The following is a 22548-nucleotide window of genomic DNA, read 5'->3' as shown; positions in this document are numbered from 1 at the left end:
TCATTCTCCTTGCTGCAAAACCAATTCATTCTGACTGAGCTGATCCAAGCTTCGGGAAAAATCTTTGATTAAATCGTCAGGATTTTCAAGACCAACCGATAGACGGAGCAGGCTGTTTTTAATGCCGCGTTTTTCCCGTTCCACTTGCGGCATGGCTGCATGGGACATTTTTGCGGGATACGATAAAATAGACTCCACCGCCCCAAGGCTGACGGCAAAGACAGGAATCTTCACGCCAGAAACAAATTCCCTTAGTGCCGCTTCGCTTTTAAGCTCAAATGACAATACCGCTCCTGCACCTTGTGCCTGCACATGCTGCAATTGATAATGAGGATGGTCGGTAAGTCCAGGATAATATACATTTTCAATCAACGGATGAGACTGTAAAAAATCTGCTATTATTAATGCGGCTTTTTGTGAATGCTCAAGCCGGACACTTAACGTTTTCAAACCTCGAAGCACGAGCCAGGCATCTTGAACGCCTAAAATCGCACCGAAGGAATTTTGTAAAAATCCAAGCCGTTTAGCTAGGTCTTCATTATTTACAACAGCCAGTCCGGCGACAACGTCACTGTGGCCGGATAAGAATTTCGTCGCGCTATGAAGAACAACATCAGCCCCAAGCTCAAGCGGTCTTTGTAATGCTGGTGTCAGGAAGGTGTTGTCGACAAAGGTTAAAGCGCCGATCTCTTTTGCTAAATTGCTGATTGCCCGGATGTCTGTTACCTTCAATAAAGGATTCGACGGTGTTTCAACATAAAAAGCCTTTGTATTCGGACGGATGGCCTGTTTGACCTGTTCCAACTCAGTCATATCAACAAACGTATGCTCAACGCCAAAGCGGGAAAGCACCTCTGTTACCATACGGAAAGTTCCGCCATATACATCCTCGGTAATCACCACATGATCTCCGGCCGATAGTAAAAGAAAGGCAGTAGAGATCGCAGCCATCCCGGATGAAAAGGCAAATCCTTTCACGCCGCCTTCAAGCTCGGCAATGACATCCTCCAGCGCTTCCCTTGTCGGGTTTAAACTGCGGGCATAGTCGTATTTTCCGAATTGGTCAACATCAAATTGGTGAAAGGTTGAGGCGTGCTGAATCGGCACACTTACCGCTCCTGTAAGAGGGTCCATTTTATGCTGATTATGAAGCAGTCTTGTTTCAAAAGTGAATTCTTCCTTCGTCATTGTACTGTCACTCCTTCACTAACTTTGGCAAAAGCCTGACTTAAGTCATTCATTAAATCTTCTGAATCTTCAATTCCGACGGAGAAACGCAATAAACGATTGCACACACCTTGCTGGATCCGAATTTCCTCCGGGATGTCAGCGTGTGTTTGCGTTGCTGGATAAGTGATAAAGCTTTCCGTTCCTCCTAAGCTTTCCGCGAACGTAATCAGCTGTAAATTCTGTAAAAATGGATTCACCCATGCTTCGTCCTTGATTCGGAAGGAAAGCATGCCACCACGGCCAGGGTAAAGAATATCTGTAATAGCATCATGGTTTTTGAGAAATTCCGCAATGGCTTTTGCATTTTTCTCATGTCGTTCCATTCTTAGGGACAAGGTCTTCATTCCCCGCATTAACAGCCATGAATCAAACGGGCTAAGGACACCCCCGGCACCATTATGATGAAAGGCAAGTGACGCACAAAGCTCCTCACCCTTAGCAACTATTAGTCCGGCAAGTACATCATTATGGCCGCCTAAATATTTCGTCGCACTATGAATGACAATGTCTGCACCAAGCTTGATTGGCTGCTGCAGGAGCGGGGTGTAGAAGGTGTTATCAACAATTAATAAAATTCCGTGCTTTTTGGCAATTGCCGAGATGGCGGCAATGTCTGCCTGCTGCATAAGCGGATTTGTCGGTGTCTCAAGGAAAATGGCCTTCGTTTGTGGTGTGACTTTGCTTTCAACCTCTTCAGGACAACATGTGTTCACATAGTGACAATTCAGGCCCCACTTTTTAAATCCTTGTTCCAATAGACGGTAGGTGCCGCCATATAAATCTTCACTTACCAGCCATTCGTCACCGGATTGGAATAATGATAGAATCGTAAAAATTGCTGCCATGCCGGAGCTGCAAGCAAACCCTTGGTCGCCGGCTTCGAGGTCGGCAATTGTTTTTTCAAGCAGCTGTCGAGTTGGGTTCCCTGTTCGTGAATAATCAAACCCGGTGGATTGCCCGATTCCTGCGTGGCGGTATGCTGTTGAAAAATAAACCGGCGGATTCACGGTTCCTGTCGCTGTCTCACTGCGATTGCCAATTTGAGCAAGTTTAGTATCAATTTTGTACATAGTGCACACTCCCTAGATAAAATAAAAAAGCCTTCTATAAGAAGAAGACTTTTGCATATGCGATCAATTGTCATTCTTCTTATCTTGCAAATTAGTCATTTGCAGGACTTAGCACCTTTTCAATGAAAAAACATTGAAGGTTGCTGAGGTTTCATCGGGCCCTTCCCTCTACCTCTCTTGATAAGAATTTAATATTTAGATTATTTATTAAATTTACTACAGTAAAGCTGTGGTGTCAAATTAATTTTCCCCCACTTTATTTACCAGAAAGAGAAATGCTTCTCCTATGCAATGACAATTGTTCCTTAAAGGGAACAAAATTCTTCAATTTTTTCAATTTTAGTCGAATAAAGTAAATAGAAATAGGATTTTTTTTCTAGTTCAAAGGAGTTATAATGTTCTTAATAAAGAAATAACCAGCGGAGAAAAAAGAAATAATTAGCTGCGTTTTTTTTTAGTTTATTAGTTTTATATACTGAACAATTTGTCTTTTAAAGTGTTATTTGTGGTGATGTCTCCTAGCCGATATCAAAGGAGGCACTCGGTCATGCTGTGGGTTGGATTAAACCTTAGACGCAAGTCGTCAAAAGTGTGATGTGAGGAAGGGTTAGATGCCCTTATAAAAATTAAGGATTTTGATTAGCCGTGCTTAAAAAAGCCTGATAATCAAAATCTTTAATTATGCATGTATGCTGCAGTACTTTTTAAAGGGGAGAGATTATGACCTATCTACAAAGGCTGTCGTTATTTTTTCTTGCTGATTCTTGCATTGTCTTAACCGCTATTTTTTTTAGCAGATTTTTAGTTGACGCCACTACTAATGTTGTAACCATACCGATTATCATCACTTCTTTATCCATACTTTTATGTCATCATATCTTCTCATTTTTTTTCAAACTTTATAAAAAGGCATGGGAATATGCCAGTATTGGAGAACTGGTCATTATTTTCAAGGTCGTTACTTTTTCTATTATTATTGCTGCTCTCTTACAGAAAATAGTTTTTGCTGAGATTTATGTTCGACTTCTGGCGGTCACTTGGGCACTTCACATTTTGTTAATCGGCGGATTCAGGCTTTGTTGGCGAATGTGCAGCGATCCTGTTAAAAACAAGAACATTAATAAAACAAGAACATTGATTATCGGAGCTGGTTCTGCGGGGACCATGGTTGCAAGACAGCTTTTAAATAACCGGGATGCTGATCTATTCCCAGTTGGATTTATTGATGATGATGTTTACAAACAAAAGCTTCATATTTTAGGTGTTCCAGTTGTAGGTGGTGTTATTTCAATTAAACAAGTTGTAAAACAGCTTGAAATAGAAAATATTATTATCGCAATTCCTTCATTAAGTAAAAAAGAGCTAAATATTATTTTTGAAGAATGTACAAAAACTTCAGCTAAAACGCAAATTTTGCCAATGTTGGAGGATTTGGTAACAGGAAAAGTATCCGTTAATCATTTTCGCGATGTACAAGTGGAAGATCTTTTGGGCAGAGAGCCAATTGAGTTAGATATTAAAGCTATTTCTAAATCTGTAACCGGAAAAACGGTTTTGGTGACAGGGGCAGGCGGCTCTATTGGTTCGGAAATTTGCCGCCAGATTATTAAATTTAATCCGGGCACTTTAGTTCTATTAGGACATGGTGAAAACAGCATTTATTCAATTGAAATGGAACTGAAGGGAGAGTTAAAAGAAAGTCCAGTTAAGATTATCACGGAAATTGCCGATACGCAGGATGCTGAGAAGATGAATTCCATTATAAGGAATTATCTGCCTGAGGTGATCTACCATGCCGCAGCACATAAGCACGTACCTTTAATGGAACGAAACCCTGATGAAGCTGTGAAAAATAATGTTATTGGGACAATCAATGTGGCGAATGCAGCTAATTGGCATGGTGTCAAAACCTTTGTCATGATTTCAACGGATAAAGCCGTTAACCCGACTAGTGTAATGGGTGCAACCAAAAGGCTTGCAGAAATGATTATTCAGTCAATGGACAAAGAAAGCAAAACGAAATTTGTTGCTGTTCGTTTCGGTAATGTCCTAGGAAGCAGGGGCAGTGTCATTCCCTTGTTTAAAAGGCAAATAGAAAAAGGCGGTCCCATTACCGTCACACATCCAGATATGGTTCGTTATTTTATGACAATCCCAGAGGCATCAAGACTTGTCATTCAGGCAAGTGCCCTGGCAAATGGTGGGGAAATCTTTGTTCTCGACATGGGGGATCCTGTAAAAATTGTTGATCTTGCTCAAAATTTAATTCGATTATCGGGTAACACCGTTGAGGAGATTGGAATCGAATTTACTGGCATAAGACCAGGGGAGAAGCTTTATGAAGAATTACTTAATGAGAATGAAGTAAATGAGGAACAAATTTATCCAAAAATCTATGTTGGTAAAACTTCGGAATTATTTATTCAAGAAATTAACCATTTACTCCTACATTTTCAAAGTCTAGAGAAGGAAGAGCTGAGGGAAATGCTGTTAATGATTGCTAATAGAAACATCCATTCAAATGAAGCCCTATCAATTTCTATTTAATCATCAGCCTAAAAATTAAGGTCTAGGAGGTGAAGGTGATGTCACAAACAACCGTGAAGAAAAGAATTCTTCTATCCCCTCCTCATATGAGCGGAATAGAAATGCACTATATTAATGAAGCCATCGAAACGAATTGGATTGCTCCATTAGGTCCAAATGTTGATGCTTTTGAACGGGAGATAGCCGAGATTGTAGGTGTTAATGGCGCTGTTGCGGTCAGTTCGGGAACAGCCGCCATTCATTTGGCGCTTTTATTATTGGGAGTGCAAAAAGGAGATCTTGTTTTTTGCTCCAGTTTAACCTTTGTGGCCTCCGCAAATCCAATTCTGTATCAAGGTGCGATACCTATTTTCATTGATTCGGAGCCGGAAACATGGAACATGTCTCCTGTTGCATTAGAAGCAGCTTTTCGACAGGCTGCAGTTTCGGGAAAATTTCCTAAAGCTGTCATCATTGTCAACCTTTATGGACAATCGGCCAAAATGGATGAACTAGTCTCCATTTGTAATCAATATAATGTCCCAATTATAGAGGATGCGGCGGAATCTCTCGGCTCATTGTACAAAGGTAAGGCTAGCGGCATTTTCGGGGAATTTGGCATCTATTCGTTTAATGGCAATAAGATCATTACCACTTCAGGCGGCGGAATGCTTATTTCCAATAATGTTGAAGCGCTGAATAAGGTCCGCTTTTTGGCAACTCAAGCGAAGGACGCAGCCCCCTATTATCAGCATAGCAGGCTTGGGTTTAATTATCGCATGAGTAATATTTTAGCCGGAATCGGCAGGGGCCAGCTTAAGGTTTTGCATGAAAGAGTAAAAGCAAGAAGAGCTGTTTTTAAAACCTATCAGGAAGAATTGGCCGATATTTCTGCTATTGCCTTTATGCCGGAATTACAACAAACGTTTTCAAACAGATGGTTGACGGCCCTAACCATTAATGAAGAGGCTGCAGGTTTATCTGCGGCCGAGTTATTACGAATATTAGAAGCGGAGAATATTGAAGCAAGACATATATGGAAACCGCTTCACCTGCAGCCACTTTTTGAGCAATGTCAATATTATCAGCATAACTGGAGCGAAAACATTTCGGAAAAGCTTTTTCAAACAGGAATATGTTTACCATCAGGATCCAATATGACAAGGGATGATCAAATGAGAGTGATTCGATGTATTAGAAATTCACTGGGTACAGGATAAAAGTCGGAAATAAAGAGGGACTCGGATGATTGGAGAAAGAATAGCAAAGATTCGAAAACAAAAGGGTTATACCTTAACTGAACTGGCGGAGAAGACGAACATTTCGAAATCATACCTTAGTAACATGGAGCGAAATTTGAACCAGAATCCTTCTCTTGCCATTATTAAACGGATTGCTAAGGTACTTGATGTTGATATGATGACACTTTTAAAAAACGGTACAGACCAGAACTCCCTTCATCATATCGAAAAGGAATGGGCCGAGTTTATCCTTGAATTAAAGGATATGGGAGTGGAGAAGGAGCAATTAAAGCAATATAAAACGTTAATTGAATTTATTAAGTGGAAGAACGAGAAAGAAGAATCGGGATAAACAAGTTTACCCTTTCACGAGGAAAAAATTTGGAGGATTTTATGGAGAGTACCCTCAATTTAATCGATATATTTAAGATTTTGAAAAAACGCTGGAAGTTAATTAGTCTCTTCATTTTTGGTACCGGTGTTGTTAGTGCGGCGGTCACGTTTTATGTATTGAAACCTGTATATCAAGCATCAACACAAATACTTGTGAATCAGAAAACCATAGAAAACCAGATTGATTATACGTTATTGCAAAGCAATGTCGATTTAATCAATACTTATAGCGGTATTATTAAGAGTCCGGCTATTTTAGAAAAAGCTATTGATAAACTTAACATAAATATAAGCTGGGAGGAACTGAATCAGAAAATTAAAGTAAATAATCAGGATAATTCACAAATCTTTTTGGTAACTGTTGAAAACACAAATGCAGAAAAGGCTGTTGAAATGGCAAATACCATTTCGGAAACTTTTCAGAATGAAATCCAACATATTATGAGTGTGAATAATGTCAGTATTCTTGCAAAAGCGGAATTAAAGAATAATCCAGTGCCTGTAAGACCGAAACCGTTGTTTAATATTACCATTGGAATAGTAATAGGGTTTTTAGCTGGAATCGGAACTGCTTTGCTGTGGGAGCTTTTTGACAATACACTTAAGAACGACCAGGATGTCGAGCAGTATCTTGGGCTGCCCGTCCTTGGTTCTATTCAAAAAATTCCACGTGTTCATAAAAAGGGGATCCGTGATTTGAAGGGTCAGAAAATGGAGGAGGAAACCATTGTCTCGTAAACTAAAAAATAAAGTTAATAGAAATGTACACCTAATTGCTTATAATAATCCCCAATCACCTATTACCGAACAATATCGATTAATAAGAAATAATTTAAACTTTTCATCTGTAGATAAAGAAATTAAGTCCATTGTTGTAACATCACCAGAACCCTCCGATGGAAAATCTACAACGGCAGCAAATCTAGCAATTGTCCTTGCACAGCAGGGAAATAAGGTGCTTCTTGTAGATGCGGATTTAAGAAAACCTTCTGTTCATTACTCATTTAATATCGGTAATATAGAGGGATTGACCAGTATTTTGACAAAGAAAATGAACGTTGAGCGTGCTGTTATTAAAACAAATATAACAAATTTGGAGGTGTTAACAAGCGGCCCAATTCCCCCAAACCCTTCTGAATTATTAAGTTCAAGCTCATTAGATTTTGTGTTAAAAGAACTTAGAGAAATGTATGAATATATTGTTTTAGATACTCCACCGTTACTTGCTGTTACGGATGCCCAAAATTTGGCGAATAAATGTGACGGCGTTGTGCTGGTAGTATCAAGTAAAAAAACAAAAAGAGATCGAGCTTTAAAAGCTAAAGATTTATTGGAAAAAGCAAATTCATTTCTATTAGGTGTGGTTTTGAATGGGGTAGCTGCTAGAAAAACTAATTATTACGGTCATTACAATTAAAAGTTTCAGTTTTGAGGGAGATAGAAAGGATGTGTGTACAGAAAAGTGATAAATACAATAAAATCTAACACTTTAAAAAAACAAAATAATATCTTTTTTATCCTTTCTATTTTTTTTACCTCTATTTTATTGCATCAATCTAATGTCGTATTTGGTGTAAACATATCTTTTGCCGATCTTTTTTGTCTCTTTATATTGCTGTTTTTAATGTTAAACAAACAGTTATTAATGCCTATTGGACCGTTACTATTTTTCTTAATTATTTCGGTTCTTGTTCTGGCAACTGCATATTTTTATATTCCGATAAAATATGATATTGCACCAAATTCTATTAGAATCATCAGTGATTATACCAAATTATTGGCAACCTTTAGTTATTTTATTATTGGCTATAATTTAGCAACTATAAACTTATTGAAACCTGCTGTCAGGTGGTATTCATATTTTGGCCTTTTCATCGGCATGGCAGGAATAGTCATAACCATTTTAAATATTAGAGTTTTTTCAGAGATTTTATTTTTTGGAGAAACAAGATTTAAAGGGCTAATGATTGACCCAAATTATTTTTCTGTGCTTCAAATTACCGCACTTGTTTATCTTACAAGGTCAGAAAAGATAAAAGCGCGATACAAGATTTTAGCTGTTTTTATTATGATATTATCAGTCTTAATTTCAGGATCCAAGACAGGAATAATTACGTTATTTAGTTATTTTATTCTAAGGACAGTTGAATATTTTTTTCTGACAAGAAAGAAATTAAGTACCTTAATCTTTCAATTGTTTTTTACCATATCTTTGGTGGTAACGATCCTAGTATTTTTTGATTCATTCCAAATCATTTTCTCTTATCTATCTTCAGCAATCCCTTCATTTTCAAGGATACATTTGCTTTTTTCAGATTTTATCAGTGCCATTTCTGAAGGCGGCTCCGGGAGAGAAGACACTTGGAGGGCAGCCCTTCAAGTCATCCAATTATCCCCAGTAATTGGAATTGGGATTGGAACGTATACAACAATTGCTTGGGAGATGTTTCATTATAATAATGTAGCCCATAATACATTTTTACAAATATCTGCTGAATGGGGAATTCCGTTCGCGGTTATTTTCTTTTCCTTTGTGTTTTTTTTACTTGGGAAAGCAACAAGGTACCGCAATCAAGCATCTGATTTAAACATCATTTTAAGGGATATGATCTTCATCTTGTTAATCGGTTCATTGGCCATTTCATTGAATAATGCACGGGTACTTTGGTTATTCCTCGGGGCATTGGTATTTTCCTTAAATGGAAATAAAAGGATGAATTCAGGAATCCAAATCTAAAAATTTCGGTGGTAAACATGATAAGGAAAATTCGAAATTTTATTAACGAAAAGAAAAAACTAAAGACTTGTTTTTTGGAAAATGGTAATTTTATGAGCCCCGGGAACTATGTTTTTGATGACTCAATAAAGTACATTACAAGAAATGACAGAATAACACAAAAGAGAACATCAGAAATCCTTAAACATGATTATTACAGGAAAGCCACAACCAGATTTTTAATATATTTATTAAAAAAAACAATTTTTAGGAAAAGTATATTTATTCCTGAAAGGGAATTGGCGATAAAGGATTTCACTGGAACAGTTTATTTGCCGATTCGAAGTACAAATGGATATAGTGACAAAAAGATTTTTGACTTTGCACATAAAAAAGTGCTTTCCGTATTCAGTGAAGAAAAAGATTATCAATCTGTGATTAACAATTACCATTATTTTAATCAACATTTTCCAATGCCTGAAATCTTAGGGACAAATGCTGGGGAATTATTAATCATGGAGGAACTAATCATATGCCAGCCCTCCGAAACCTGGAGAGATGAGGATTGCTTCAATATAATGAAAGATATTTTTTGCCGTTATAAAGAATATTTTTGTGATTGTAAACAGAAACGGAAGTACTATTTCACTATTCCAAAAGAAGTATTTAATTCTACGTTAAATAATGAAGAAATAGATTTTATTAGGAGAGAGATGAATCAGGAAATATTGCTAATGAGTTTTCCAAACTTAATGGTACATGGAGATTTATGGACAGGGAATCTTCTCCTTAAGAAAGAAGAAAAAGTATTTATATATTATATTGACTGGGAATATTCTAATGAACTTATCTTTTTTTATGATTTCTTTAATTTAATGTGGATTGAGATTTATATGAACAATAATTATAAATATTTCAATAGGTACCTTAATGGGGGATTTGATCAGGAGCTAATCGAAATTTTTTCAATTTTTCAGCTGTCATTTAGACCGGAATGGAGATTGGATTATTTTCATTTGTATTTTCTAAATTTCTTGCAGGTTCGTGGGATTCATTTTAATTGGGTGGACAGACAAACATATCTAAATAGATATAAAAATTTATTAGTAGAATTTGGAATATAGAAGGCGATTAAATGAAAAAAACAGTGATCCTCCTAATGCTATTAACATTATTTTCAAAAGTTTTAGGTTTTATAAGAGATATAGTTTTGTCCTATTTTTATGGGGCATCAACGATAAGTGATGTTTATTTAATCTCCTTAACCATTCCAACTGTCATCCTTGCCATTATTGGAAAAGGGATATCAACTGGATTCATTCCGCTTTACTCACGGATCGAAGACCTTGAAGGAACGAAAAAGGCAAATATTTATACTAATAATTTGGTAAATTTAGTATTGGCTATTTGTTTGATTATATTTATTGTTTGTTATTTGAATACGGAAACAATTGTAAAGCTGTTCGCGGCAGGATTTAGCGGGGAAACATTAGATTTAGCAGTCAATTTTACCAAAATTTCATTGATAAGTATTTTTTTCACCGGAATGATCTATGTATTTATAGCTTTTCTTCAAACTAAAGAAGTATTTTTAATACCAGCAATTATTGGGATTCCAGCAAATTTTATTGTAATTGGGTCCTTTTTTTTAAGTTCAAAAACTAATATCTATGTATTAGCGGCGGGTGGTGTAATTGCAGCTGGAGCACAATTTATCCTTTTATACTTTTATGTATATAAAAATAATTATCGATATAAGCTGCAATTAAATATAAAGGATTATCATTTAAGAAAGATGATGCTTTTAGCACTTCCAGTTATTTTTGGTTCTTCAGTAGCGCAGATTAACATTCTTGTTGACCGTACCATTGCCTCCTATATTTCCGTAGGGGGCATTTCTGCTTTGAATTATGCCAATACCATTTATTTAGTTGTATTAGGGGTTATAGTTTCATCGATTACCACGGTCTTGTATCCAAAAATATCCAAAATGGCTGTAACAAATAATATAGAGGGAATAAAAGGGCATTTATCAGAGGCAATAAGTGTTATAACCATTATTGTCCTGCCGGCTACAGTAGGTTATATGATTTTTGCTAAACCCATTGTTCAGTTGTTATACGGGAGAGGGGAATTCGATACACAAGCAATAACAATGACCGCAAGTGCCCTTTTCTACTATGCTATTGGTCTTATTGGTTTAAGCTTAAGAGAGATTTTGTCTAACGTATTTTACTCTCTTCAAGATACAAAAACACCTATGGTAAACGCGGCCATTGCTTTAGGAGTTAATATTGGATTGAATTTTATTCTTTCAAGATACATGGGGATCGGAGGTCTTGCACTTGCTACAAGTATCTCGGTTATTTTGTGTTCACTGTTGTTGTTCATTCAGTTATGGAGAAGGATTGGAAGTTTTGGAGTTAAATTATTCACACAGTCCTTTTTCAAAATTGGATTTGCTGCCCTCATTATGGGAGTGGTAAGTAAATTTTCATTTAGCCATCTAATCAATAATATAGGATTGCCCTTTGCTTTATTGGCATCCGTAGTTGTTGGGATGGCTTTTTATTTTGTTCTAATCTTTTTTATGAAAATTCCGGAGGTAAATAGTTTCATAGACGAAATGAAAAATCGTTTTCGAAATTTCTCAAGGGTAAGAAAAGTTTCTTGAATTTTGGCAGTGATGAATAGTTTGAATTATAAGGACTTACGAATTTTCGTAAATATATTTTTGGGAATGATTCTAATGGGGGGATTTAATGAAAATCTTATATGTCACTACAATATCGGATACTGTCAATTCTTTTTTAATCCCACATATAAAATATCTGATTGCTAATGGTAATGAAGTTGGAGTTGCTTTTAACACTGTTCAAGCAGTTAGTTCTGAATTAGTTCAAGCAGGCTGCAGGGTTCACCAAGTTACTTTTCAACGAAATCCATTTAACAGGGATAACCTTATAGCTTATAAGGAAATAAAAAAAATTTTAAAAGAAGATGGCTATGATTTAGTGCACGTGCATACCCCAGTTGCATCCTTCATCACAAGATTAGCTTGTCGAAGAATTAAAATAAAAGTTCTTTATACTGCACATGGGTTTCATTTTTTTGAAGGTGCCCCAAAGAAAAATTGGGCTGTCTACTATGCACTGGAAAGGCTTGTTGCAAAATGGACAGATGGAATCATTACCATGAATGACGAAGACTTTCATGCGGCCAAACGCCTTAAATTAAGAAAACGGAATTCTATTTATAAAGTTAACGGTGTAGGACTTGATTTATCCAAGTTTCTGCCCCAAACACCCGAGAGAAAAAAAAAACTGCGGCAAATATATGGCTATCGGGATGAAGACTTCATCCTAATTTATGCAGGGGAACTTAGCTTTAGAAAAAATCAGGATCTTTTAATCGAGGCAATCAGTATGATAAAAAGTCAGGTACCAAATATTAAGCTGCTGCTTGCGGGTGATGGCAGTTTATTAGAAACCTATCGAAATTTGGCAGTGAAGCTGGATGTACAGGGTCATGTGGAATTTTTAGGTCAACGAGATGATATTGCTAATTTAATGGCAATTTCTGATATTGCCATTTCCTCATCGCGGCAGGAAGGATTGCCCGTTAATGTAATGGAAGCAATGGCAACTGGTCTGCCATTAATCGTAACAAATTGCAGAGGGAATCGGGATTTGGTGAAAAGCGGCCAAAACGGAATTGTTATCGGGATTGGTGATACAAAAGCCTGTGCCAGTGCAATATTGGAGCTATTCTATTCAACAGAGCTAAGGCAAACTTATTCAGAAAATAATACACAGCTTATTAAAATGTACTCACTTGATACAGTTATTAATGATATGAAAGACATATATTTCAAACAATCTCTAAATAGTTAATTCTGAAGTTGGAGTGTAGTTTTTATACTAATTGAGGGGCTGGGAGGATGAATAAAAGGGTTTCAATCATAATGGGGATCTATAATTGCGAGAAGACATTAGATGATGCAATCCGTTCAATCGAAAAACAAACATATAAGAATTGGGAATTGGTAATGTGTGACGATGGCTCAACTGACCATACCTTAGAGATTGCTAACCAATATGTAAAGAGGGATGAGAGGATTAAGCTGCTGAAGAATAATTCCAATTTAGGTTTGCCTGGAACTTTAAATAAATGTCTACAGTTTTGTAATGGTGACTATATTATGAGGCATGACGGTGACGATATTATGATTGAAAGCCGTATTGAAAGACAAGTGACATACATGGACCACCATAATTGTGCCGCTTGCGGGTCAGGAGTTTATTTATTTGATGATAATGGTGTATGGGGAATCAGACAGCCGGAATTAAAACCCGGTAAGCATGTTATGATTCTCGATACGCCATTTATTCATCCTACAGTCATGATGAAACGGGAAAAGTTAATAGAAGTCGGTGGATATTCTGATAATTATATAACAAAACAAAGATTGGAAGATTATGATCTATGGTTAAAGTTTTATGAGAAAGGCTGCAGTCTCCATAATATTCAAGAACCATTGATTTATTATAGGGAAGACCAAAACTCATACAAAAGAAAAAGCAGAAAATTTAGGATTACGGAAACAAAAGCTAGATTGGATGCTTGCAGACGGCTAAATATACCCTATTTAAAAAGATTGCTTGCATTCAAACCTTTAATCATTATGTTCATCCCTAAGGCAAGCCTGAGGAAATACCATGTTTGGAGGGCAAAGAAGGGATATTTTAACGTGAATATAAAAACTCAAGAAGGGATTTTTGAAAAGGGGAATGGCTAATGAGTTCTATACCTCGTACTGCGTTTATACTGCAAATTCACCGCAGCCCTAATCAAGTGAATATGTTTCTTAAACAGCTAATTGCTGAAGACCAGGCAGACGTGTTCATTCATATTGATAAAAAATGTTATGAACAAATTAAGGGTGAAATCATTCCACATCCAAATGTTACCGTTTTATCGGAATCCATCAATTGTGAATGGGGTGATATAAGCCAGGTTGATGCAACTCTTTTATTATTGAAGGAGGTCCTCGCTGCTAATAAAAACTATGATTTTATCTGTTTAAGAAGTGGTCAGGATTTGTTAGTAAAAGAAGGCCTAAAAGATTTTTTACAAGTGCACTCCGAAAAAATTTTTATGACTTATCGAAAAATGAATAATGGGGAATTAAGCCTAATGAAAATCAATTGGCCGAAATTTACCAGAAGAAGATACACCACGATTCACCCAATTAGACTATATAGAAGATTATTAATAAGTTTATATCGTAAAGGAATTAATCTGTTTCCTAATATGGGTATGTGGCCTAGTGAATTCTCTTTCTATAAAGGTTCACAGTGGTTTACAATTCCACTTGAAATTGCCCGCTACATGCTTACATTTTTGGAAGAAAACAAGTGGTATTATAGCTATTTTAAAAATACATTAGTGCCAGATGAAAGCTTTTTCCAAACACTGATCATGAATTCACCTTATAAAGATGAAGTGATGAATAATAATTTATTTTTCTTTAAATGGGGAAAGACATTGAGTGAAAGAAACTCACCACAGGACCTAACCAGTTTAGATATTCACACGATTAAAAATTCCGATCGCTTTTTTGCACGGAAATTTGATGATTCCACGGATTATGCTGTTATTCAATATTTTGCTGAACGGATAAAGCTTGAGAGAAAGGATTACAGCCAAATGGCTAATATGGGGGAATAGTTAATGAATCACTTAGCTAAAAGGTGGAAAGAAAGCAAAATTGATAGGGCAGGCCAACCAACTCTAATAATGGATCATTATACAACTGCCCAACTGGCTCAACAGTTTGGGTCTTCTTTTTATTTGCTTGATGTAAATAAATTAAGATCCAACTATCAAAAAATTAATAATGCCTTTAGCAGCAGATACGAAAAGTTTGTGATTGGATATTCCTATAAAACAAATTATTTGCCTTTTTTATGCAAAGAATTAGATCAATTAGGCGCATATGCTGAGGTTGTTTCGCGGCTAGAGTATGATTTGGCCCTGAAAATAGGAGTTAAACCGGCCAAAATTATTTTTAATGGGCCAGTAAAATCATATGAAGATATTGAATTTGCTTTGGAAAATGGAAGCATTATAAATATTGATTCCCTCTATGAAATAGACTATGTAAAGACATATTGTTTGAAAAAACAGGATAAACCTATAAAGGTGGGGCTTAGGGTAAACTTTGACATTGGTAATAATGGAAGAAGCGTTCTTCAAGAAGGATATGAAGTAAGCAGGTTCGGAATTTGTGTTACAAATGGAAACTTTCAATATGCCATTGATCAACTGAATAAATTTGAAAATGTTCAAATAGCCGGGTTGCATGGGCATTTTTCTACAAGCGGAAGAAAGGTCGAAACGTACCATGAAATAACAAAGAAGCTTTGTGAACTAGCGAAAGAAAATATTGCAGATTCCGTTGAATATATTGATATTGGCGGAGGCATTTATGGAGAGATACCTGCTTCCTTTAATATGCAAGCTCCAAGTTTTGATGATTATGCAGATGCTGTTTGTTCCGTTATGAATGCTGAGTTTACTGGGTATGAAAAGAAGCCTTATTTAATATTAGAACCAGGAATTTCAATGGTGGCTAATACATTTAGATTTGTGTCTAAGGTAATTGAGACAAAAAAAGTTCAGGATAAATATTTTGTTCTTATTGATGGCAGCGTGCACAATATTAAGCCAACCATGCATAAACTTAATCTGCCAATGAAAATTGTAAGGCAAAGTAATGATGAAAAAAAAATTGCAGCATATAACATCGTTGGTTATACCTGTATGGAGAAGGATTACTTAGCACATGATGTCCTAGGGGATTTGCCATTCAGAGACGATTATATCTTTTTTGAAAACGTTGGGGCGTATACGATTGTGTTCAATCCTCCATTTATTAAGGAAAGGCCGTGTATTGCAGCCTTTGACGGCGATGACTATTTTATCGTACGTAAAAAAGAAAGTATCAATGAGTTTTTTAATGAAGATATTTATGTTTTTTAATAATGAATCTGAGGGATGGATATGAATATTTTATTATGCAGTGCAGGTCGGAGAGTTAAACTAGTTAGATATTTTAAAGAGGAGTTAGGTAAAATTGGCGGTAAGATCATTGCAATTGATTGTGATCCGTCAGCGCCTGCATTACATTTTGCCGATTGCTTTGAAGTGGTTCCACGCATCACCGACCCAACATATTTAGAACAAATCAAATACCTATGCAAAAAGTATGAAATCAATGCCGTATTAAGTCTTATCGATCCAGAATTAAGTCTCCTGGCAGAGGCAAAGGATGCTCTGGAGAAAGAACAAATTAAAATAATTGTATCAAATAAAGATGTGGTAGAGATTTGCTTTGATAAGCATCGCACTTACAAATTTCTTTTGCAGCATCAACTGCCAGCGATTCCAACCTATTTAAACCTTAATGAGATTGAAGCGGCTATTTATAACAACATTCTCCAATTTCCATTGATTTTAAAACCTAGGATGGGGAGTGCAAGCATTGGTATAGCCATTATTCATTCTATGGCAGAACTTCAGGCTTTATGGAAAGATGATGGCTCTTTAATTGTACAGCCATTTATGGAAGGACTTGAGTACGGGGTTGATTGCTATGTTGATTTAATCAATTTCCAACCTGTAAATATTTTCAGTAAGAAAAAAATTAGGATGAGGGCAGGAGAAACTGATAAGTCTGTTGCCATCAGTGATGATAGTTTATTTCTTTTAATTGACAAGTTGGTAAAAGTTTTAGGCCCAATTGGCCCTATAGATATTGATTGTTTTAAAACAAAAAAGGGGTTTGTCATTTCAGAAATAAATCCACGATTTGGCGGAGGATATCCTCATGCGCATGAAGCAGGACAAAATTTTGTTCGTAATTTAATAAGAAATCTTGAAGGAATTAGTAATAAAACTGAAATTGGAAATTACTCAGAAGGATCAACCATGATTAAATTTGATGATGTAATTTTGCTAAATTCTCATAGTTTTAAAAAGGTAAAAGTGTAATGAAATAAAGGGGGGCTTCAATTTGAAAAGATTCATAGATTTACTTGGATCAATCATTTTGATACTAGCCTTTTTACCATTCATGGTGATAATAGGTGTGGTGATACGAATTCGAATGGGATCCCCTGTTCTTTTTAAACAAATGCGCCCGGGACTTGATGGAAAGCCTTTTTATATTTATAAGTTTCGAACAATGATAGATGAAAGGGATAAGAATGGGCAAATAATCCCCGAAGAATTAAGATTAACGGCATTAGGAATTTTCTTAAGAAAATATAGTTTGGATGAATTGCCGCAGCTTTTCAATGTTTTTAAGGGAGACTTGAGTTTCGTAGGACCAAGGCCGCTTTTAATGGAATATTTACCATTATACACTAAAGAGCAGGCGAGAAGGCACGAGGTGAAACCGGGCATTACCGGCTGGGCGCAGGTAAACGGACGTAATTTAATTAGCTGGGAAGAAAAATTCAAATTAGATGTTTGGTATGTAGAGAATCAATCGCTCTTCCTTGATTTAAAAATTTTAATTTTAACAATTAAAAAGGTTCTTATAAAAGAAGGAGTATCGGCAATTAACCACAGCAGTATGGAAGATTTTAAGGGTTAAGAATAGGCAGGCTGATAGATAACAGTTCCAATGGCCAAAATAAAAAAGTTCTAGGGATAAACTTTATTTTATCCCTAGAGCTTTTTCTACGCATCCAAAAACTTCACACAAACCGGATAAGGCACCGAAATATCTGCATCGAGTAACGTCAGTCTTCCCGACTCCTCATCCCTTCTATATAACACAAGATTCCCCGATTCCTGATTAGACCCGACAATAAACTGTTCACTTGGATCCAGTTCAAAATCCCGAGGCCAGTCACCTTCTGAAGAAACTCGGTCCACAAAACTTAGTTCTCCAGTTGTTTGATTCACACTGAACACTGCTATACTGTTATGTCCACGATTGCCGGCATAGACAAAACGGCCATCTGAAGAAATATGGATTGCACTTCCTTGGTTGTTTTCCTTAAAGTCCTCAGGAATGGTGGAAATGTATTGTTTTTCAGAAAAACGCCCATTTTCATAATCGAGTCCAATTACTTCTGAGCTGAATTCGGTCATGATATAGGCATATCTGCCGTTAGGATGGAAGACTAAATGACGCGGACCGCTTCCGGCCTTTAATGGAAGCAGTTTAACCTTTGTCAGCGTAGCATCTTCTTCTACCTTGTATGTAATTAAGGCATCGATTCCCAGTTCAACCACCGCAAGATATGCTTCATCCGGAGTTAAGTCAGCATAATGGGAATGTGGTTTATCCTGCCTTGGGTCTGGACCGCGGCCTTCGTGCTTCATTGTAGAAACTGCCGGTAGAACAGAGCCATTTTCCTGGTTAATAAGATGTGATTCTACTGACCCTTTATGATAATTAGCGCTGAAAACATACTTATTCTTACCATCAACACTCACGTAGCATGGAGATGCACCAAGGGACAACTGGCGGTTAATTTCTGTCAATTCCCCTGATGGGCTGATAGAAAATGCTGCTAAGCCGCCGTTTTCTCCATCTTTCACAACAGAATAAAGATATTGATTGTCACGGCTAATGGCTAAATAGGTGGGGTTCTCTAACTCAGCAGCCACCCGAATATCCTCTATTTTTCCCTCTTGCGTATTTAAGGTAAAGGAATATATTCCTTTGCTATCTCCTTTGGTGTACGTTCCAATAAATCCTTTTAGTTTGCTTTCTGTCATTATCAACTTCTCCTCAAGATTGTTATTTGTTATATTTTATCAAACTTGGCGGGAATTTATAAAAAAACAACCTTGGCTTTGAATAAGAAATAATAAAAATATTAAACCCTATCTTTTTGAATTATCTAAAATATATAATATTAGTAAAGATGGAGTTTAAAATGAATTAAGGGGGAATATGTAAATGAAAAAGGTAAAATGGGGCATATTAAGTACGGCAGATATTGCCCAAACTCAAGTAATGCCAGCAATATTACGAGCTAATAATGCGGAAATTCATGGTATTTCAAGTTTAAGCGGCAAAGCGAAGGAAACTGCTTTAAAATTTTCCATTCCAAATTATTATGGAAGTTATGAAGAAATGCTACAGAATCAGGAAATTAATGCTGTCTACATTCCAGTACCAAATCATTTACATAAAAAATGGGTAATCGAGGCAGCTAGATATGGAAAGCATGTACTTTGTGAGAAACCAGCAGCCCTAACAGTCGAAGAAACATTGGAAATGGTGGAGGTTTGCAAGCAAAATAATGTAAAGTTTATGGAAGCTTTTATGTACCAATTTCATCCGCAGCATAAACGGGTTCAAGAAATTATTGAATCAGGTGAAATTGGTGATTTAAGATTCATGCGAGCAAGTTTCTCGTTTAATTTGGGAGACAAACAAAACAATATCAGGATGAAAAATGAAATGGGCGGCGGCAGCATTTATGATGTAGGGTGTTATGGGATTCATGCAATCCGAAACCTCCTTAAGTCTGAGCCAGAGGAGATTAAAGTAATTGCCAATATTGATCCTCAATCAGGTGTGGATTTGTCTGCAGTTGTTTATATGAAGCTTGAAAATGGTCTAAATGCTGTTTTTGATTGCGGTATGGATATGGCTTTTAGACATGAATATGAGATTGTTGGTACGAAAGGCCGCGTGGTTGTTCCTAGGGCATTCCGTCCGGATTTAAACGATGGTGAGGGACTGCTCCTAATATACTCCGAGCAAGGATTTCGTAATGAAAAAATAATAGCGGATCAGTACAGAAAACAAATCGAACATTTTTCACAAGCAGTTTTAGAGGACAGACTCCCTTCTTATAGTTCTGAAAATACGATTCAAAATATGAGAGTAATAGAGGCTTGTTATCAGTCAATCAAATAGCCGTAAAAAAGAAATATTGCTATATAGAAATATTTCTTTTTTATTTGTAAATGTTCAAAAATAAATAAAGATGTAATATAATAAAACAAAAGTAAATAAAAATTTTTAAATTTTAAAATAATTATTTAGGAAGAAGGGATGGTTTTAATGGAATTTTATATTGATACAGCAGATTTAAAAGAAATTAAATCAGCGGCAGAATTGTCTATTTTAGATGGAGTGACTACCAATCCAACAATTTTATCAAAACAAAATTTGCCTCCAAAGGAAGTAATCGCTGAAATTAATGAAATGGTGAATGGGAAGGTATGGTATCAGGTTTCAAGTGATACGGCTCAAGACATGATAAGCGAAGCCTTAGAAATGGTTTCCGTCATTAGTAGGCCAGTCATTAAACTTCCGATGGGTTTAGAAGGTCTTAACGCTTGCCATGCTCTATCCAAAGAGGGAATTGATACAAACATGACGTTGATTTTTTCTGTTTCTCAGGCGATATTGGCTGCCAAAGCTGGTGCCGCCTATGTTAGTCCTTATGTAGGAAGAGTGAACGATACTGGCTGGTCGGGGTATCAACTAATAAAAGAGATTGTTAGTGTCTATGAAACACAGAAATTCAATACCAAAGTAATTGGGGCTAGTTTAAGGGGTACACATGATATTGTGGAGATGGCGATGCTCGGTGCAAGAGCCGTTACGATGCCATATAAGATATTTAGCGGACTGTTTCATCATCCTATGACCGATATTGGAAGAAACCAGTTCAACCATGATTGGAAAGAATATAAAGAAAAGCTGATGAGTCAATCAGTGGAGGGATAACGATGCCAGCGTACATTCTTGCTCATGATCTCGGTACGACAAACCATAAATGTGTTGTCTATAGTGAAAATGGGGAAATTGTAGCATCCGCTACAAGGAAGTACCCCACCCTCTATTCACAAGGAGGAATGGCTGAGCAGAATCCTGATGATTGGTGGGGAAATTTCCTTGAAACGACTAAACAAGTGCTGGAAAAGATTGATCCTATTCATATTGCGGGAATTTCCTTTAGCGCGCATATGAATGGCTGTTTGCCGGTTGATGATAACGGACAACCTTTAATGCGCTCCATGATTCATGCCGATACAAGAAGCAGTGAAATTGAAAGGGACGTATATGACAAAGTATGTGAAGACCAGTTTTATCAACTTACTGGAAACCGGATTGATTCCCGATATCCATTACTAAAAATATATTGGTTAAAACATAGGAAACCTGAAGTTTATAAAAAAGCTAGATTTTTTCTGCAAGCTAAAGATTATCTAGCCTATAAACTGACGGGAGTATTAGGGGTGACCGATTATTCGGACGCTTCCTTAACAGGAGGGTTAAATCTTAGCACAAGAAGATGGGAAGATTCTTTATATAGTGAATTAGCTTTAGATGTTACGAAAATGCCCAATCCAGTCCAGTCTACTGAGATTGTGGGCTATGTCCAAAAAAGTGTGGCCAAATTAACGGGTTTGATTGAAGGGACACCCGTAGTTATTGGTGGAGGAGACGGTGCGTGTGCCACTGTTGGCTCAGGCTGCGTAAGCAAGGGGGACACATATATTAGTATGGGGACAACCGCATGGGTATCAAAAGTAGTAGATACCCCGTTTATTGATCCTCAAAAGCGCGTCTTTACTATTTGTGATCTCAATCCACACTATTATAATGTTCTGGGCACGATGCAAACAGCAGGTGGAGCTTATGAGTGGGTGATGAAACAATTATCTTCTATTGTCGACTGGGATGAAGTAAAGGTTGTTCCTGAGTATGATCAATTTGAAAGACAGTTGAAACAAGTTCCTGCCGGTTCGCGGGGATTGATTTTCCATCCCTATCTGCTTGGGGAGCGTTCGCCTATTTGGAATGATAAAGCCAGGGGAAGTTTCTTTGGGATGAGTTTAGAGCATCATCGTTTTGATCTGGCAAAAGCGGTGCTAGAGGGAATTGCGTACTCTCTCGGCAGTATTTATGAAGTCATCAATTATGATGGTGCTGAAAGAGAAATTAGCATGATTGGCGGGCTCGTAAAGAGTGAGAGTTTTATCCAAATTATTAGTGATGTTTTGAGTCAGCCTATACTGATTAAAAGGAATGCATCAGAAGCAACAACTATTGGAGCAGCCATTGCGGGTGGAGTAGGAATCGGAATGTATCCTAGTTTTATGGCTGCAACCTCTATTATAAAGACAAGTCAACACTTTACCCCAATTGAGCACCATCGTATCGTATACAAAAAACAATTTGAACAATTTAAGGAATTATATCATCGTATACAAGATTTCCAATTCGCAAATTAAGATATGTGGATGAATAAGCCTAATACCGATCGGTTTCCTAACTGATAGTATTAGGCTTTTTTGTGAAATATTTAGTAATGTTTTAAAATTA

The 22548-nt window shown here is 36.7% G+C and carries 20 protein-coding genes and 1 riboswitch; of the genes, 17 read left to right on the top strand and 3 right to left on the bottom strand.

The window, feature by feature from the left end:
• Together metC and A6749_RS06660 are read right to left on the bottom strand one after the other, a co-directional pair.
• The gene (metC, locus tag A6749_RS06665) at positions 1–1188 is read right to left on the bottom strand and encodes a cystathionine beta-lyase (protein WP_066386575.1); all 1188 of its coding nucleotides are present in this window, start codon (positions 1186–1188) and stop codon (positions 1–3) included.
• The gene (locus A6749_RS06660) at positions 1185–2300 is read right to left on the bottom strand and encodes a methionine biosynthesis PLP-dependent protein (protein ID WP_066386568.1); all 1116 of its coding nucleotides are present in this window, start codon (positions 2298–2300) and stop codon (positions 1185–1187) included. The genes metC and A6749_RS06660 overlap by 4 nt, the downstream gene beginning before the upstream one ends.
• A 76-nt stretch (positions 2301–2376) precedes the next feature.
• Positions 2377–2487, bottom strand: a riboswitch (SAM riboswitch).
• 533 nt (positions 2488–3020) lie between these two features.
• Here A6749_RS06660 and A6749_RS06655 point away from each other — a divergent pair.
• The 14 genes from A6749_RS06655 (at position 3021) to A6749_RS06590 (ending at position 17838) form a co-directional block, all read left to right on the top strand.
• Positions 3021–4847 (top strand): polysaccharide biosynthesis protein, encoded by a 1827-nt coding sequence (locus A6749_RS06655; protein WP_066386566.1) that lies wholly within the window; start codon positions 3021–3023, stop codon positions 4845–4847.
• 38 nt (positions 4848–4885) lie between these two features.
• Positions 4886–6046 carry an aminotransferase class I/II-fold pyridoxal phosphate-dependent enzyme gene (locus tag A6749_RS06650; protein WP_066386560.1) on the top strand — a complete coding sequence of 387 codons (1161 nt, stop codon included), beginning with the start codon at positions 4886–4888 and terminating at the stop codon, positions 6044–6046.
• 25 nt (positions 6047–6071) lie between these two features.
• Positions 6072–6419: a helix-turn-helix domain-containing protein gene (locus tag A6749_RS06645; RefSeq protein ID WP_066386558.1), complete on the top strand. Its 348-nt coding sequence runs from the start codon at positions 6072–6074 to the stop codon at positions 6417–6419.
• A 41-nt stretch (positions 6420–6460) separates the two neighbouring features.
• A complete protein-coding gene (locus tag A6749_RS06640; protein ID WP_066386555.1) occupies positions 6461–7198 on the top strand; it encodes a YveK family protein in 738 nt (245 codons plus the stop codon).
• Positions 7188–7877, top strand: a complete 690-nt coding sequence (locus tag A6749_RS06635; RefSeq protein ID WP_066386547.1) for a CpsD/CapB family tyrosine-protein kinase — start codon at positions 7188–7190, stop codon at positions 7875–7877. Before A6749_RS06640 ends, A6749_RS06635 begins: the two co-directional genes overlap by 11 nt.
• Before the next feature lie 207 nt (positions 7878–8084).
• Complete coding sequence (locus A6749_RS06630; protein ID WP_127488406.1) at positions 8085–9197, top strand: O-antigen ligase family protein; 1113 nt, start codon at positions 8085–8087, stop codon at positions 9195–9197.
• Positions 9198–9214: 17 nt separating this feature from the next.
• Positions 9215–10300 carry a phosphotransferase gene (locus tag A6749_RS06625; RefSeq protein ID WP_066386536.1) on the top strand — a complete coding sequence of 362 codons (1086 nt, stop codon included), beginning with the start codon at positions 9215–9217 and terminating at the stop codon, positions 10298–10300.
• Between the two features lie 11 nt (positions 10301–10311).
• Positions 10312–11850 carry a murein biosynthesis integral membrane protein MurJ gene (gene murJ / locus A6749_RS06620; protein ID WP_066386534.1) on the top strand — a complete coding sequence of 513 codons (1539 nt, stop codon included), beginning with the start codon at positions 10312–10314 and terminating at the stop codon, positions 11848–11850.
• Between the two features lie 88 nt (positions 11851–11938).
• Positions 11939–13069, top strand: coding sequence for a glycosyltransferase family 4 protein (locus A6749_RS06615; RefSeq protein ID WP_066386531.1), 1131 nt, complete (start codon positions 11939–11941; stop codon positions 13067–13069).
• A gap of 47 nt (positions 13070–13116) precedes the next feature.
• Positions 13117–13974, top strand: coding sequence for a glycosyltransferase family 2 protein (locus A6749_RS06610; protein WP_066386528.1), 858 nt, complete (start codon positions 13117–13119; stop codon positions 13972–13974).
• Entirely contained in the window at positions 13974–14906 is a 933-nt protein-coding gene (locus A6749_RS06605) for a beta-1,6-N-acetylglucosaminyltransferase (protein WP_066386519.1), read from the top strand. Before A6749_RS06610 ends, A6749_RS06605 begins: the two co-directional genes overlap by 1 nt.
• Positions 14907–14909: 3 nt before the next feature.
• Positions 14910–16220 (top strand): type III PLP-dependent enzyme domain-containing protein, encoded by a 1311-nt coding sequence (locus tag A6749_RS06600; RefSeq protein WP_330220440.1) that lies wholly within the window; start codon positions 14910–14912, stop codon positions 16218–16220.
• Between the two features lie 21 nt (positions 16221–16241).
• Positions 16242–17231 (top strand): ATP-grasp domain-containing protein, encoded by a 990-nt coding sequence (locus tag A6749_RS06595; protein ID WP_066386506.1) that lies wholly within the window; start codon positions 16242–16244, stop codon positions 17229–17231.
• A 22-nt stretch (positions 17232–17253) separates the two neighbouring features.
• The gene (locus A6749_RS06590; RefSeq protein ID WP_066386503.1) at positions 17254–17838 is read left to right on the top strand and encodes a sugar transferase; all 585 of its coding nucleotides are present in this window, start codon (positions 17254–17256) and stop codon (positions 17836–17838) included.
• Positions 17839–17924: 86 nt separating this feature from the next.
• Here A6749_RS06590 and A6749_RS06585 read toward each other — a convergent pair whose 3' ends face one another.
• Positions 17925–18974: a lactonase family protein gene (locus tag A6749_RS06585; protein WP_066386499.1), complete on the bottom strand. Its 1050-nt coding sequence runs from the start codon at positions 18972–18974 to the stop codon at positions 17925–17927.
• Positions 18975–19158: 184 nt separating this feature from the next.
• On the opposite strand from A6749_RS06585, the gene A6749_RS06580 reads away from it, so the two are divergent.
• The 3 genes from A6749_RS06580 (at position 19159) to A6749_RS06570 (ending at position 22457) form a co-directional block, all read left to right on the top strand.
• Positions 19159–20127: a Gfo/Idh/MocA family protein gene (locus A6749_RS06580; protein WP_066386486.1), complete on the top strand. Its 969-nt coding sequence runs from the start codon at positions 19159–19161 to the stop codon at positions 20125–20127.
• Positions 20128–20274: 147 nt separating this feature from the next.
• Entirely contained in the window at positions 20275–20946 is a 672-nt protein-coding gene (locus A6749_RS06575) for a transaldolase family protein (protein ID WP_066400856.1), read from the top strand.
• Positions 20947–20948: 2 nt separating this feature from the next.
• Positions 20949–22457 (top strand): xylulokinase, encoded by a 1509-nt coding sequence (locus A6749_RS06570; protein ID WP_066386484.1) that lies wholly within the window; start codon positions 20949–20951, stop codon positions 22455–22457.
• The last annotated feature ends 91 nt before the right edge of the window (positions 22458–22548 follow it).

This window comes from Neobacillus mesonae, from assembly GCF_001636315.1.
Classification (GTDB): Bacteria; Bacillota; Bacilli; order Bacillales; family Cytobacillaceae; genus Neobacillus; species Neobacillus mesonae.
Note: the sequence above shows the minus strand (reverse complement) of the source record. Positions and strands in the feature narration are given on the sequence as shown.

What these genes read in the sequence shown, in the direction of transcription:
- A6749_RS06600 (WP_330220440.1), top strand. Translation starts at nt 14,910, where the DNA reads ATGAATCACTTAGCTAAAAGGTGGAAAGAAAGCAAAATTGATAGGGCA.
- metC (WP_066386575.1), bottom strand. Translation starts at nt 1,188, where the DNA reads ATGACGAAGGAAGAATTCACTTTTGAAACAAGACTGCTTCATAATCAG.
- murJ (WP_066386534.1), top strand. Translation starts at nt 10,312, where the DNA reads ATGAAAAAAACAGTGATCCTCCTAATGCTATTAACATTATTTTCAAAA.
- A6749_RS06615 (WP_066386531.1), top strand. Translation starts at nt 11,939, where the DNA reads ATGAAAATCTTATATGTCACTACAATATCGGATACTGTCAATTCTTTT.
- A6749_RS06625 (WP_066386536.1), top strand. Translation starts at nt 9,215, where the DNA reads ATGATAAGGAAAATTCGAAATTTTATTAACGAAAAGAAAAAACTAAAG.
- A6749_RS06660 (WP_066386568.1), bottom strand. Translation starts at nt 2,300, where the DNA reads ATGTACAAAATTGATACTAAACTTGCTCAAATTGGCAATCGCAGTGAG.
- A6749_RS06630 (WP_127488406.1), top strand. Translation starts at nt 8,085, where the DNA reads ATGTTAAACAAACAGTTATTAATGCCTATTGGACCGTTACTATTTTTC.
- A6749_RS06655 (WP_066386566.1), top strand. Translation starts at nt 3,021, where the DNA reads ATGACCTATCTACAAAGGCTGTCGTTATTTTTTCTTGCTGATTCTTGC.
- A6749_RS06575 (WP_066400856.1), top strand. Translation starts at nt 20,275, where the DNA reads ATGGAATTTTATATTGATACAGCAGATTTAAAAGAAATTAAATCAGCG.
- A6749_RS06605 (WP_066386519.1), top strand. Translation starts at nt 13,974, where the DNA reads ATGAGTTCTATACCTCGTACTGCGTTTATACTGCAAATTCACCGCAGC.
- A6749_RS06570 (WP_066386484.1), top strand. Translation starts at nt 20,949, where the DNA reads ATGCCAGCGTACATTCTTGCTCATGATCTCGGTACGACAAACCATAAA.
- A6749_RS06640 (WP_066386555.1), top strand. Translation starts at nt 6,461, where the DNA reads ATGGAGAGTACCCTCAATTTAATCGATATATTTAAGATTTTGAAAAAA.
- A6749_RS06580 (WP_066386486.1), top strand. Translation starts at nt 19,159, where the DNA reads ATGAAAAAGGTAAAATGGGGCATATTAAGTACGGCAGATATTGCCCAA.
- A6749_RS06610 (WP_066386528.1), top strand. Translation starts at nt 13,117, where the DNA reads ATGAATAAAAGGGTTTCAATCATAATGGGGATCTATAATTGCGAGAAG.
- A6749_RS06585 (WP_066386499.1), bottom strand. Translation starts at nt 18,974, where the DNA reads ATGACAGAAAGCAAACTAAAAGGATTTATTGGAACGTACACCAAAGGA.
- A6749_RS06645 (WP_066386558.1), top strand. Translation starts at nt 6,072, where the DNA reads ATGATTGGAGAAAGAATAGCAAAGATTCGAAAACAAAAGGGTTATACC.
- A6749_RS06650 (WP_066386560.1), top strand. Translation starts at nt 4,886, where the DNA reads ATGTCACAAACAACCGTGAAGAAAAGAATTCTTCTATCCCCTCCTCAT.
- A6749_RS06595 (WP_066386506.1), top strand. Translation starts at nt 16,242, where the DNA reads ATGAATATTTTATTATGCAGTGCAGGTCGGAGAGTTAAACTAGTTAGA.